The organism is Bacillus sp. z26, assembly GCF_058313635.1.
Map to the genome: position 1 here is coordinate 304,280 of NZ_JBZFQM010000002.1, position 14,015 is coordinate 318,294.

Below are 14,015 nucleotides of genomic sequence, written 5' to 3' on the forward strand. Positions count from 1 at the left end.
TATAGTTTTTTGGCAGTAGGTTTCTTTTTTGCGCATGAATTATATTCTTTTACGCAAAATATGAAAGCGGAATGTATCCGCTTTAAAGAAGTTGGCCGAGTAAAGATATGGTTTGTCTTTACTATCATAGTGAGTTTGTTTAAGTAAAAGCAGAGCAGTGTCTGATTTGCAATTTAAAATAGGAGAAATCTTCTCGTGATATCCATGTGGTTCAATATCTGCCACAGCGTATGTAATTTGTATACCCGCATTTTTTTCCAAGACATGAAGTAATGATTCTTCTTGGTAAAGAGACGGATCCGGTAACACACGAACGGGTATCTTGTCCAGACAATAAACGACAGGTTCTCCATTAGCAGTTCTGACTCGCTCGATTACTGAAAACTGATCCTCAACTTGACAGTCAAACCTTCGCATATCTTCTTCCGTTGCATGCTCTATGAATGAGTTTAAAAAAATTGTTCCCGGTTTCATGTTAGCCTCGCGGATCATGTCTGTTACACTCTTTAATTGTTCAATTCCTGAAGAGAATACAGGAGTGGAATTCACAAAAGTACCTACCCCATGCCTGCGTGTAATCAAATTATCTTCTTCCAGAATTCTGAGTGCTTCTCTTAATGTCGCTCTGCTCACACCGAGTAATTTGGCCCATACAGACTCAGAGGGCAATTTTTCATGCTCTTTATAGACACCGTTTCTTATGTCCTGTCTAATCTTGTCGATTACTTGCAGATATAATTGCCGGTTGTCTTGTCTGATAGACATACTCTTTTCCCCCAAAGAACTTCTAATTCTCATTCTATTGTTGTTATCTACTAACCACTCATAATTTATCATGTATTCACAAAGAAATAAATAGCTATTCACAAAATTATCATTTTTTGTAAGCGGTCTTTTATCCGATTTTTTCCATAACGATATGCTAAATCCCGCGTCAAATCTGGTTTTTTCAACAAATAAGTCTTTTTTCCTACAATTAATGTTTATATATTATAAATATTCTGTTAAAGTATAAATTTAAGGTGATTTGCATTTAGCGTGTTTTGGAAAATAAAATAATGATATACACATATAGTCATTCTCTATTTGCTCATCCCGGTACTTTCCAAAGAATATTCCAGACTAGAATCGCCATATGTTATTACATACTGAGGTACATAATCTTTCGACATTTTGGATCTTACCATAAAAAGATTTTCTTCTTCAAAAGATAAAGGGATAAGGATCTAGGTCCTTATCCCTTTATCTTATTTAAAGAATACATCTAGTTCTTTTTGAGTAGACGGTACTTTTATTTCACCATTCTTAATTTTCACTTTGTAGTCATTGACAGTCTTGATGATATCGTCAGATAAGTTATCGGTAGTCGGTGCGATATCTACTCCGTTAGCTTCAAGTCCAAATTCAACGGTTTCACCTTTAGGGAAGTCACCATCCATTGCACGTTTTGAAATTTCCTGAACAGCCAAGTCAACACGCTTAATCATTGAAGTTAGTGTGACATTCGTGTCTGTTCCGCTAATTTCACCTTCAGCTGCTTGATCTTTATCTACACCAATCACCCATATCTCTTTATCTGGATTGTTTTTCTTGATGTTTTTCGCTTCGGTAAAGACTCCTTTACCACCATTTCCTGCTGCATGGTAAATGACATCAATGCCCGATTTATACATTGCTGCTGCAGTTGCTTTGCCAAGTGACGCATCACTGAAACTTCCTGTGTATTTTACTTGTACTTCAGCATCTGGATTTACTGTTTTAACACCGGCAATAAAACCTTTTTCAAATTTTTGAATTAGCGGGTTCTCCACTCCACCTACAAAACCAATTTTGTTGGACTTTGTTTGCATCCCGGCAATAACACCTACCAAGAATGAACCTTCATGCTCTTTAAATGTAATACTTGCGACGTTATCAGCATCAACTACTGCGTCAACGATAGCAAATTGTGAATCAGGATTTTGCTCTGCTGCCTCTTTGATTGCTTCCTCCATCGTAAAACCAATACCATATATTAAGTTAAAGTTTTGGCGTACTAATTGGTTCAAGTTTGTTGTATAATCTGCATCAGATTCAGATTGCAAGTAGTTATAACCGTCTTTTCCTTTTTCCAAACCGTTCTTTTTACCGAAAGCTTGCAATCCTTCCCATGCAGATTGATTGAATGATTTGTCATCTATCCCACCTGTATCACTAACCATCGCCACGGTGAAATTATCCTTGTTCGAACCACCATCATTGCTTTCCTCTTTGTTTCCACAGGCACCAAGAATTGTTCCTGCAGCTAATAAAAGAGACAAAGCTAATCCAAATTTACTTTTTTTCAACATAATGCCTCCTAAAAAATATTTAGTCAGTGCTCCATATAGTATGAGCTTCTTTACTTCCTTTTACGCAGAATAATCTGCTTGAATAAGATCTCATTAGTTATATCAACCCTTGTTATCATAAAATTTACACATTGCCAATTCGCAGGGTAACGAGTATAAATCATGACCTTATATCAACATGAAATCCGTTGCTGCATATGTATTTCAATATTTCAGTAATATAAGTACCTTGGCAACTGTAATTGTATGATCTGACCTTGTACAAGTATTTGCTCTGATATCTAAGCGAACTATTCAAAAGCAATTCTACATACGATTCCCTGACCAATCATAATTTAACATGGATTTGTGTAAAAATAAATAGATATTCTAATATAATTAATCGCATCATTTCCCATAAGAATTAAACTTTAAAAAAATATATATAAACCATCATATATCAGAAATAACAGACTTTTTTTCAGGTAAATATTATTATTATTTTAATATATATTATATTAAAATAATATATACCTTTATTACCTATAATTATTTAGTTCTTCCTTATCCTTGGTTGAGATAACCGCCTACTTATTATTTTACAATTCAGCTTAAATACCAATTACATCCGTATGCTTACCAAATACACGAAATATTGATTACAGTGCTAATAGTTTGGATCCTTTACAACTAAATTAAGTAAAAAAATGGAGCAGCATTAAGCTGCTCCATTTACGAATTCATAGCCTGATCATAATCTTTAGGGACTAATACATTCCTTGGTTTACTTCCTTCATACGGCCCGACAACGCCCTGAGCTTCCATCTCATCAATCAAACGGGCAGCCCTTGTATATCCAATTCTGAACCGTCTTTGCAGCATCGAAACAGAAGCTGTTTGCATTTCCGCAATTAATCTGACGGCTTCATCATATAATTCATCCGTTGATACACTCACAGTTTCTGATACTTCATCCGGTATCATATTTTCTTGATATTGGGCTTTTTGTTGAGTTATCACAAAGTTTACTACATCTTCAACCTCCTGATCTGATAAAAAGGCACCTTGGACCCGTACAGGTTTTGATGCACCTACAGGAAGGAACAACATATCTCCGCGACCAAGAAGCTTTTCTGCCCCACCCATATCCAATATGGTTCTTGAATCAATTTGGGAGGAGACACTAAAAGCAATCCGGGAAGGAATATTAGCTTTTATAACTCCTGTAATAACGTCTACAGATGGCCGCTGAGTTGCAATAATTAAATGTATACCTGCAGCCCTTGCCATTTGCGCAAGTCTTGTAATGGCATCTTCCACTTCACTGGAAGCTACCATCATTAAGTCAGCCAGTTCATCCACAATCACTATAATGTATGGCAATAATGGATTTTTCTCGCCTTCTTCTAAATTTTGTCTCGTTACTAAGTCATTGTAACCCTCAATATTCCTGGTTCCAGAATGAGAAAATAACTCATAACGTCTTTCCATTTCCATAACGACTTTCTTTAATGCCTGAGCAGCTTTTTTCGGATCGGTAACGACAGGTGCCAATAAATGAGGGATTCCATTATAAACATTTAACTCCACCATTTTTGGATCAATCATCATCATTTTCACTTCATGCGGCTTTGCTCTCATCAATACACTTGTTATAATTCCGTTAATGCAAACACTTTTCCCGCTTCCTGTTGCTCCTGCTACGAGTAAATGAGGCATTTTGTTTAGTTCAGCTGAAACAGCTTCACCAGATATATCTCGTCCTAAAGCAATTAATAATTTTGAACCGCTTTTTTCGGATGGCTGTACTTCAAGCACTTCTCTTAAAGAAACTATGGCCACCTCTGAATTTGGAACTTCTATCCCAATTGCTGATTTACCTGGAATTGGGGCCTCAATCCGTATATCTTTGGCAGCTAATGCAAGTGCCAAATCATCTGATAACGAAACAATTTTACTAACCTTTACACCTACATCAGGGTGTACCTCATACTTAGTTACAGCAGGTCCCAAATGAACTTGAGTCACCCTAGCTTTAACTCCGAAACTTTTAAAAGTACTCTCTAATTTCTCTGCATTAGTATGTATTAGTTCATATTCTCCACTTTGATCTGTCTTTTTAGGTGAACGCAGCAATGAGATTTTAGGAAGTTTATAGTCCACATTTTCAACTTCTGTAAAATTCATATGCGGTACAGGATCAGGGATTACTTCCGTACGATTGCCTGGTTTCAATACCTGGTCATCACTTTTCTTTTCATCGGTTTCCTGGTCAGAATATGCCCGATCTGCAAAATTCGAAATAATTCGTTCTTCAAGTGTATCTTCATTTTCAATAATTTTTCCCGATACATCTAGATTAGCGGAGGTTTGTACAGATTCTCCATCGCTCTTTTCCTTTTGCTTTTTATTCTTCACTGACTTAGGCTCGCGGATATCTTTCAAAAATCCTTTCCACTGACCCGCCATAAACTTTCCGCTTGAACCCATTATCTTACCGATTGGTTCGCTAAATCCTTTACCAGTAATTAGAATTAAACCTGCAACGATCGATAAAAATGAAATAAATTTACTACCGGCATCTGCAAATAAAAAATGAAAGACTGCATAAAGGATTGCACCTATCATCCCACCACCAAGGTCTGTTGTACTGGCTGTTCCCTCTAGTTCCATCCAAAAGATTTCCCAGGTATTTAGTATTACACTTGGTTGCATAAATCCATTATTAGAGGACAAATGTTCAAATAAGATAGTATGTGAAGAGAGTAATATCGCTAAAATAATAAGATATAATCCGACGAGCTGTCTTTTAAAAAAGAAAGGAATCTCTCTTTTCCACATTAAGAACACACCGAAGGCCATTAAGCCAAGAAGAAGCAAAATGTACCATTCACCCATAAAAAACCTTGAAAGAAACACGAATGAAGTGCCTACAGCACCAAGCTTTGCCATCGCAATCGCAGAAAATCCGAATATCGCCAATCCTGTTATTTCATATTTCAATGTCGACTTTATTTGGTCACCTTTTCTGGAACGAGATTTCTTTTTTTTCTTACTCATTCGATCACCCGTATTTCATATAGAATTAAAAACGAAAAGAAAGCAGCCGACTTGGCTGCCTTTACACCGTTCACCCTATTATAGCATATATAAGGACTACTGACTGCTATTCAAGGTTGATAATTACCGCACCAGGCGCAAGGTTCTCAGATAAGTAATCATTGGGATCTGTGCTGATAATCCGATTAACCTTTACTGCCCCATTAGGTAATCTTTCCCCAATAAATGGAACACCGTCTTTCTTAAACATCTCCAGACTATTTTGATTTAAATCTTCATTAACAAGAGTTTCAAGAGGCATGATTGTATAATAAGTCATCTTAGTTTTCCTTTCATTGCTCTTTGATCATCTCATTTAGCTTAGCAATAGCGGCACCAATTCCGCCCACCTCATTAATCAACCCTGTTTTAACAGCATCATCTCCCACTACATTTGTCCCTATATCCCTTGCCAGGTTCCCTCTCGCAAACATTAAATCCTTAAAAGTTTCTTCACTAATATCTGAGTGCTTTACCACAAAATTTACAACTCGATCCTGCATTTTATCTAAGTATTCAAATGATTGCGGAACTCCTATAACCAAACCCGTTAAACGGATAGGATGGATTGTCATTGTAGCTGTTTCCGCAATAAAAGAATAATCACAGCTTGTGGCAATAGGTACCCCAATACTATGACCTCCCCCTAAAACTATGGATACAGTTGGTTTAGATAATGATGCTATCATCTCAGACATTGCAAGACCAGCCTCAACATCACCACCAACCGTGTTTAAGATAACTAATAAACCTTTAATATCAGGGTTTTGTTCAATCGCGACTAGTTGCGGGATAATATGTTCATACTTTGTTGTCTTATTTTGAGGCGGCAATTGCACATGTCCCTCAATTTGCCCAATAATCGTTAAACAATGGATCGTAGAATCCTTTGGCATCTGCGGTACAATTGTTTGTCCTAAAGATTGTATTTTATCAACAAGCGCACTGGCGGCCCCTGTTTTGTCACCAACAGACTTTTCCTCAGACGGCATCTCTACCTTTTTATCCAATTTGTAATCCCCCTCTTAAAAACACTCATCCTTTTAATAGTATGTACAGAGGGAGAATTTCCATTCAGGAGTATAATCATAGATAAATCTTATTTGAACAAATAAAAGAATCCCCCTTTATGAAGGATTCTTAGGAAACCGTTTAGTTTAACACCTTAGGAGACTCAACCATGCATCAGCTGATTTAACATTTATTTTTTCCGGTACTATTCGTGCTTACTATATCAGCTGAAATGTGTTTGTTCCGTCTTTATAAAGGTTTCTTTACACCTTTACTATTACACTTTGAAAACACACTGCCTATATTCGGTTATGGGTTACTCAAACCTGTTTATCGATTTCTAAAGATTATGTGGAGTGAACTAGCCAATTCCTCTCTCATCTAAATGTGATCATCACCTTGCCTTTTTGATTATCATTAGCTAAAAACGAACAATTAACTCCACCCTTCTTATAAATATCCGACGAAAGGATTTTGGTTAAGCATATTCAGACTTTTATCCTGACAACATTCACAATACAGTATAATCAGTCTTTCAATTCATTCCCGTTTGAGTTACTTTCAATTCATTCCTAATGCATAAACACACTATCACATTTTGTTGAAGATTCCCATAATCTTTGTAGAAATAGCTTTCCAGGAATAAATCATACATCGTTCTTGCTTAATACGTAAACCAAATTCTTATTTCTTAAGCTTTCCTTTTTACGGAACGAACACTATATGATTGAGTCACCTGAAGTGTTAAACTTTATTGTTTCCTCCTTTCTTATTTATATAATACCCATTTCCAAAAGAATAAACCGCTTTCAATTATTTTTTTTGATATTTTTTTAACCTGCATTTCCGTCCATTAATACCCAATTATTTAACTGATTGAAATAGATAAAAGCGGCCCTGTTTAAAGCCGCCTTATCACTATACCAATTGCTTTTCATAATACGTTATTTCTTTTCCCTTACTCATTCTTTCCTTAAAGGATGAAAATCCGCTTCTCTCCCAAAAATGTCTGATTCTCTCATCTGTGCTCCAGACATTCAAGCAGATTTTCTTGAATCCGCTATTTTTAAATGCCTCTTCCAACTCATAATAAGCTGCGGTTCCATAACCAAATCCTTGATAATCAGCATGGATTATGAACAAATTGATTGATACGAGCATCTCCTCTGGTTCTTCCTGATAGCAGGTTAGTCCAATATAGGTATCCTCAACTTTGATTAAAAAAGAACGATTATTTGAAGACAAGTATTCTAATACATACTCTTCTATAGGCATTTTGCCATTTTCTAAATAAGATGAATTGGAATGTATCATTTCTCTCGCAATATATAGATTCTCTTCAACTACTTCTTCAAATGTAATCATTCTATACCACTCTCCTATTCTTGGTTTAGCTTATGTTCACTTCTAACTGGCTACTGAGTATTACGAATGAACAGATTATCAGAAATCCAATTTTCTTTTACCATTTCAAGTATTTATTATTTGTACGCATTGAGTATCTGAATATGAAAAATGACTATCCAGCGGATAGCCATTTTCATTCTACTTTATACTTCCATAATAATTGGTAAAATCATTGGACGACGTTTTGTTTTTTCAAACAAATAATGATTCAAATTATCACGGACCTCCTGTTTCACTCCAGCCCAGTCAAAATGATCTTTTGCCGTGTTTTTCACAACAATTTCACGTACTATATTTGTTGATTGTTCCATCAATGATTCTGACTCACGGACATAAACAAATCCGCGAGAAATGATTTCAGGACCGGCAACGATACTTTTATCCGAGCGGCTCAATGTCACAACGACAATGAGGATCCCATCCTGGGATAATAAACGTCGGTCACGCAATACAATATTCCCTACATCACCTACGCCGCTTCCATCAATTAATACATTGCCTGCTATCACTTTTCCTGCACTTTCCATTGCCTCATCTGTAATTTCAATGACTTCCCCATTTTCAGGTATATGGATACGGTTTTGTTCAAAGCCAATCGATTTAGCTATGCGCATGTGCGCAATAAGCATCTTATAATCTCCCTGAATTGGTATAAAGTATTTAGGCTTCATAAGGTTCAACATCATTTTCAGCTCTTCCTGGCTCCCATGGCCAGAAACATGAATTTGATTTTTACCAGCTACTACTTTTGCGCCCGCTCTATATAACAAATCAATGGTCCGGGACATAAGTAGTTCACCGCCGTGAACAGGGTTAGCGGCCAATAATACGGTATCACCTTGTTTAATATTCACTTGTTTATGAGCGTGCTTAGCCATTTTTTGTAGTGCATCAAATGGTTCACCCTGCGACCCGGTTGCAAGGATGATAATTTCCTTATCCTCATGCTGATCTATTTGAGTTATTGGGATTAAGACATCCTCATGTACATCTAAATAGTTAAATTCTAAGGCAATCTCCAATACTTTTTCCATAGATTTACCAACTATTGCAACTTTTTTGCGATTATCGTAGGCAGCATTTAACACTTGCTGAAGACCATTAATATTAGACGCATAACAAGCTACAATGATTCTGCCCTTGGCATTGTAAAATTCATCTGACATATGTCTTGCAACCAATGATTCAGATGGAGTAAAACCAATGCGTTCAGCTCCTGAACTATCTGATAAAAGACATAGCACTCCCGATTCACCGATTGCTGCCATTTTGCCAATTTCCGCCTTATAGAGTCCTTGTGCAGCCTGATCGAATTTAAAATCACCCGTATAAACAATAGCACCATCTTTTGTTTCAATACAGATTCCAACAGAATCAGGAATGCTGTGGTTTGTTTTAAAAAATGTGATGCGTGCAGAGGAAAAACGCAGAGATGTGTTTGAATCTATTACTTCAAAATCAACATTTAATTGATCGTTTATCTCCGCAATTTTCGATTTCGTTAATTCTATACTTAATCTTGTACCGTATACAGGCGCATCCAATTCTTCAATAATATAAGGCAATGCACCAATATGATCCTCATGGCCATGTGAAAGGAAGATTCCCTGTATTCTTTCTTTATTTTCGATAAGGTAAGAAATGTCCGGAATAACAACATCTATACCCAGCATTTCAGTCTCTGGGAACATCAAACCGGCATCAAGAACATATATATCTTCGTCCACTTCAACGAGATACATATTCTTGCCGATTTCTCCTGCTCCTCCCAATGCAATTACTTTGATTTTCTGTCTAATTTGTTTTACCAATTTATTGTTCCTCCTGTTATTAACTGCTCGTCCATTTTCCAGTTGAATCCATTATAACTGATAGTGTAGTGGCATGCCACTGCCACACCCTTTTCGAATATATCTATTTATTCTAACTTGTAACATTATTTACAATAAAACCATTTTAATGTCCAGTATGTGCCTAAACTTCATGCTTTATATTTCACTGCTTTATATCACAAAAGTTCCAATGTCCTTCTGGTTAGATAATATGAAATAAATAACCCCAAATATGTATAATATAATCCAATAGATAGATAAGCCAATTGCAAAGAATTGGCTTACCAGACTTGAAAAATAGATAAACTTAATTAAGCATGTTTAATAGATTTATTAATGTACTACGTTCAGCTTCATTAAGAGGCACAAGCGGCAATCGGACAGATCCCACGCTCATCCCCTTGATTTGTAAAGCTGTCTTGACAGGAGCAGGACTTGGCGCCATGAATAATCCCTCAATGACAGGAAGCAACTTCTGATGCATTTTGGCCGCTTCAGCAATTTCACCATCAAAGAAATACCCAATCATTTGTTGTATGTCACGTCCAACGATATGAGAAGCTACCGAAACAACACCTGCCCCTCCGATAGAAAGTACCGGAAGTGTTAATACGTCATCGCCACAATATAATTCAAAATCAGCCGGTGTATTGGCAATGATTTTAGTCATTGCATTTAAATCACCGCTTGCCTCTTTCACTGCGACAATATTTGGAATCTTTGCCAGGCGAATAACCGTTTCCGGTTGAATATTTGTTACCGATCTTCCTGGTATATTATATACCATTACAGGCAGTGATGTAGCTTCAGCTACAGTCTTGAAGTGCTGATACAGCCCTTCCTGGTTTGGTTTATTATAATAAGGAGCTACAAGCATAATCGCATCCACACCGGCAGCTTCTGCCTTTTTCGTCAAATGTATGGATGCATACGTGTTATTTGAGCCTGTTCCGGCTATAACAGGGATCCGTTTATTAACAATTTTCACAACATATTCAAATAGAGCTATTTTTTCTTCTGTTGATAATGTAGGAGATTCTCCGGTAGTTCCTGATATCACCAATGAATCTGTTCCTGTCTCAATTAAATAATCAATTAATTTTGCTGTCTTAACAAAATCTATATTCCCTTTATTATCAAAAGGGGTTACCATTGCGGTGGACACACGTCCAAAAAGACCCATTCTACCACTTCCAATCCCTAAATTTTATTATTCAGCCATTTCTCGCCATTCAGTTAGATGTTCATCCAGTAAATGGAGATTAAACGCATCATGTAAAGCATTTACTGCTTCAACTAAATCTTTTTCTTTAACCAATACCCAAATTGTAGTGTGACTATCTGCCGATTGCAGAATCTGTATTCCACGTTCGGACAGCGGAGTGACAATTTTTGCCGTGACTCCAGGCACTCCAGTTATTCCGGCCCCAACGACAGATACTTTGGCACAGTTTGGTTGCACGCGAGGCTCATAGCCTAATTCATGTAATACTGCTATCGCTTTATCTGCGTCCTTATTAGAGACTGTATATACAGTACCATTCGGGTAAATATTGATAAAGTCTACGCTTATTGCCGAATTTGCCATAGCTGTAAAGACTTCAGTCTGCAAATTATACTGGTTTTCTTTGGCTTTTACTTTAATCTGAGTAATATTATTCACATGTGCAATACCTGTAACAAGACGTTCCTGAATATCGCTGCCGCGCCGGTGTTTCGGGTGACCTGTCACCAACGTCCCTTCACCTTCAGAATAGGTTGAACGGATTCGCAAAGGAACTTTAGCCTGCATCGCTATTTCAACCGCTCGCGGATGAATAACTTTAGCGCCTTGATATGCCATATTACATACCTCTGTATAGGTTACTACAGACAAAGGTCTGGCTTGCTCGGCGATACGGGGATCTGCTGTCATGATGCCTTCCACATCAGTGAATATATCAACATAGTCAGCCTTTAATGCGGCGCCAAGGGCTGCAGCAGATGTATCACTGCCTCCACGGCCTATTGTTGTTATATCCCCATTTTCAGCTATCCCCTGAAAACCGGTTACAACGACAACGTCTGATTTAGCTAATTCATCAATCAGTCTATCGGTCTTCATTTCCATGATTTTCGCATTTGTATAATCAGTATTCGTTCTGAAACCGGCCTGTCCTCCAGTTAAAGCAGTTGCCTGTATACCTTCTTCAAGGAGCATATTGGTAAATACAACCGCTGAAATAATTTCCCCGCATGATAATAGCAAGTCCTGCTCGCGCTCTCCCAGGTGCATTCCGTTTTCATTCACAAGTGAGAGCAATGAATCTGTTGCATATGGATCGCCTTTTCTTCCCATTGCCGATACAACTACTACTATTTTATATCCTTTATCTAAACCTCTTCTAATATGTTGAAACGCATACTTTCTGCTTTCTGCATCCTTAACAGATGTACCGCCAAACTTTTGAACGATGATTTTCACTATTCCACCCCAAAATTGGCCTTCATATTTAAAGAATAATAGGAAGGCCAGAATATCTTATATATATCCTTGATTATACAAGACCTAATCGGACTAGGCTCTCGGCGATCTGGACAGAATTCCATGCAGCCCCTTTTAAAAGGTTATCTGATACCACCCACATATGGAACCCGCTCTCTTCGTCCAAATCTTTCCTAACTCTTCCAACAAACACTTCATTTTTTCCAACGCAATCTGCTGGCATGGGATAAACCTGATTGGCAGGATCATCCTGCAGGACAACTCCTGGAGCATCCATTAACAATCCTTTTATTTCCTCAGCACTGACACCGTTACTTTCAATTTCAAAGTACACAGATTCAGAATGACCCACTGCAATAGGAAGGCGAACACAAGTAGCAGCAACCTGCAGGGAAGGCATATGCATAATTTTTTTCGTCTCATTTATCATTTTCATTTCTTCATACGTATACCCATTATCCTCAAAGATATCTATCTGAGGAATAGCATTAAAAGCGATCTGATGATGTTTGTCTGCACCTTTAACAGGTAATATAGATGGGTTAACGGCCCTGCCGGCTAAAATGTCGCCTGTTTGCCTATTTAATTCCTCAACAGCTGCTGCACCTGCACCGGAAACAGCCTGGTAGGTGGAAACAATAACTTTTTTAAGTCCGTAAGATTTTCTAATTGGTTCAAGTGCTGCAACCATTTGGATAGTCGAACAGTTCGGATTCGCAATAATTCCCTGATGCTTATGAAGATCTTCCTCATTTACTTCAGGAACTACAAGCGGGACATTCTCTTCCATACGAAATGCACTTGTATTATCCACAACGATGGCACCTCTTTTAACCGCCTCTGGAGCTAGTGCTTTTGATATACTTCCACCCGCACTGAACAGAGCTATATCGACCCCTTCGAAGCTCTCTGGCTTAGCTTCCTGTATCGTTACGGTCTCACTGTTAAATTCAACTTGTTTACCAGCAGATCGAGAAGAGGATAACAGACTTATTTTTCCGATAGGGAATTTTCTTTTTTGTAGTGTTTCAATCATTTGCTGTCCGACGGCCCCAGTGGCCCCCACTACAGCTACATGCAATTTTTTTTCATTCATGGATGTTTCCCCTTCCTATAATTTCTGTATTTGTCTAACTGTAAACTGCAACAGTAAAAGTAGAAATGTTGTCAAGATTATTTTTATATTTATTTATAAAAGGGCAACATTCTTTTCAGAACAATGAATATATTCTTCTTTAAAATATATCATAACATGTCATTTTTTTAAATCATCCACATTAATCTCTGTATCTTTCAATTATAATAGGCTGGACTTGTTTAGCTTCTAGAGCATATTCCACCGTCTCTAATAGACTCTCCATTCTGGCCACCATTGAATTTGGTTTTTTTAAGGGGTCATCCTGGCCAAATGGAATAAAGTATATATCTTTAGTACTTAGCAATCTCATTAAATTCACACCATTTAAACCAAGTGCATCATTTGTTGAGATCCCGAGTACAACCGGACGATGATTCCTAATAGTTGCTTTGGCAGCCATTAGTACTGGTGAATCATTTTGTGCATTTGCAAATTTACTCATCGAAACACCAGTCATTGGCGCGATTACCATACAATCCAATGGAAATTTGGGACCTAAGGGCTCTGCATCGACAATGGTATCGATCACTTTTTTGTTTGTCAGTTTTTCAATTTTCGCTATCCAATCTTCACCTTTGCCAAATCTCGTATCCGTATTTTTAACCGTATAACTAACAACCGGAACAACCTCTGCCCCAGCGTGAACCAGTTTTTCAATTTGTGGATAGACTTCATCATACGTACAGTGGGATCCTGTTAATCCGAATCCTATTCTCAATCCCTTGACATCCATT

General features: G+C 37.4%; 11 protein-coding genes. All 11 read right to left on the reverse strand.

The window, feature by feature from the left end; genetic code table 11:
• Nucleotides 1-39: 39 nt before the first annotated feature.
• Complete coding sequence (locus AC4G3K_RS06690) at nt 40-765, reverse strand: GntR family transcriptional regulator (protein ID WP_491076948.1); 726 nt, start codon at nt 763-765, stop codon at nt 40-42.
• Nucleotides 766-1,247: 482 nt separating this feature from the next.
• Nucleotides 1,248-2,327 carry a BMP family lipoprotein gene (locus AC4G3K_RS06695; protein WP_491132874.1) on the reverse strand — a complete coding sequence of 360 codons (1,080 nt, stop codon included), beginning with the start codon at nt 2,325-2,327 and terminating at the stop codon, nt 1,248-1,250.
• Between the two features lie 714 nt (nt 2,328-3,041).
• The gene (locus AC4G3K_RS06700) at nt 3,042-5,369 is read right to left on the reverse strand and encodes a DNA translocase FtsK (RefSeq protein WP_491132875.1); all 2,328 of its coding nucleotides are present in this window, start codon (nt 5,367-5,369) and stop codon (nt 3,042-3,044) included.
• A gap of 106 nt (nt 5,370-5,475) precedes the next feature.
• Complete coding sequence (locus tag AC4G3K_RS06705) at nt 5,476-5,688, reverse strand: YlzJ-like family protein (RefSeq protein ID WP_491076945.1); 213 nt, start codon at nt 5,686-5,688, stop codon at nt 5,476-5,478.
• A 13-nt stretch (nt 5,689-5,701) separates the two neighbouring features.
• Nucleotides 5,702-6,400 (reverse strand): ClpP family protease, encoded by a 699-nt coding sequence (locus tag AC4G3K_RS06710; RefSeq protein WP_491077193.1) that lies wholly within the window; start codon nt 6,398-6,400, stop codon nt 5,702-5,704.
• Between the two features lie 937 nt (nt 6,401-7,337).
• Nucleotides 7,338-7,784: a GNAT family N-acetyltransferase gene (locus AC4G3K_RS06715; protein ID WP_491132876.1), complete on the reverse strand. Its 447-nt coding sequence runs from the start codon at nt 7,782-7,784 to the stop codon at nt 7,338-7,340.
• A 185-nt stretch (nt 7,785-7,969) separates the two neighbouring features.
• On the reverse strand, nt 7,970-9,637 hold the full coding sequence (locus tag AC4G3K_RS06720) for a ribonuclease J (protein ID WP_491132877.1): 1,668 nt from the start codon (nt 9,635-9,637) through the stop codon (nt 7,970-7,972).
• A 328-nt stretch (nt 9,638-9,965) separates the two neighbouring features.
• Nucleotides 9,966-10,841, reverse strand: a complete 876-nt coding sequence (gene dapA, locus AC4G3K_RS06725; RefSeq protein WP_491076942.1) for a 4-hydroxy-tetrahydrodipicolinate synthase — start codon at nt 10,839-10,841, stop codon at nt 9,966-9,968.
• Between the two features lie 27 nt (nt 10,842-10,868).
• Nucleotides 10,869-12,122, reverse strand: coding sequence for an aspartate kinase (gene dapG / locus AC4G3K_RS06730; RefSeq protein ID WP_491076941.1), 1,254 nt, complete (start codon nt 12,120-12,122; stop codon nt 10,869-10,871).
• A 73-nt stretch (nt 12,123-12,195) separates the two neighbouring features.
• Nucleotides 12,196-13,239, reverse strand: coding sequence for an aspartate-semialdehyde dehydrogenase (asd, locus tag AC4G3K_RS06735; RefSeq protein WP_491076940.1), 1,044 nt, complete (start codon nt 13,237-13,239; stop codon nt 12,196-12,198).
• 181 nt (nt 13,240-13,420) lie between these two features.
• Complete coding sequence (dpaB, locus tag AC4G3K_RS06740; RefSeq protein ID WP_491076939.1) at nt 13,421-14,014, reverse strand: dipicolinate synthase subunit B; 594 nt, start codon at nt 14,012-14,014, stop codon at nt 13,421-13,423.
• Between the last annotated feature and the right edge of the window lies 1 nt (nt 14,015).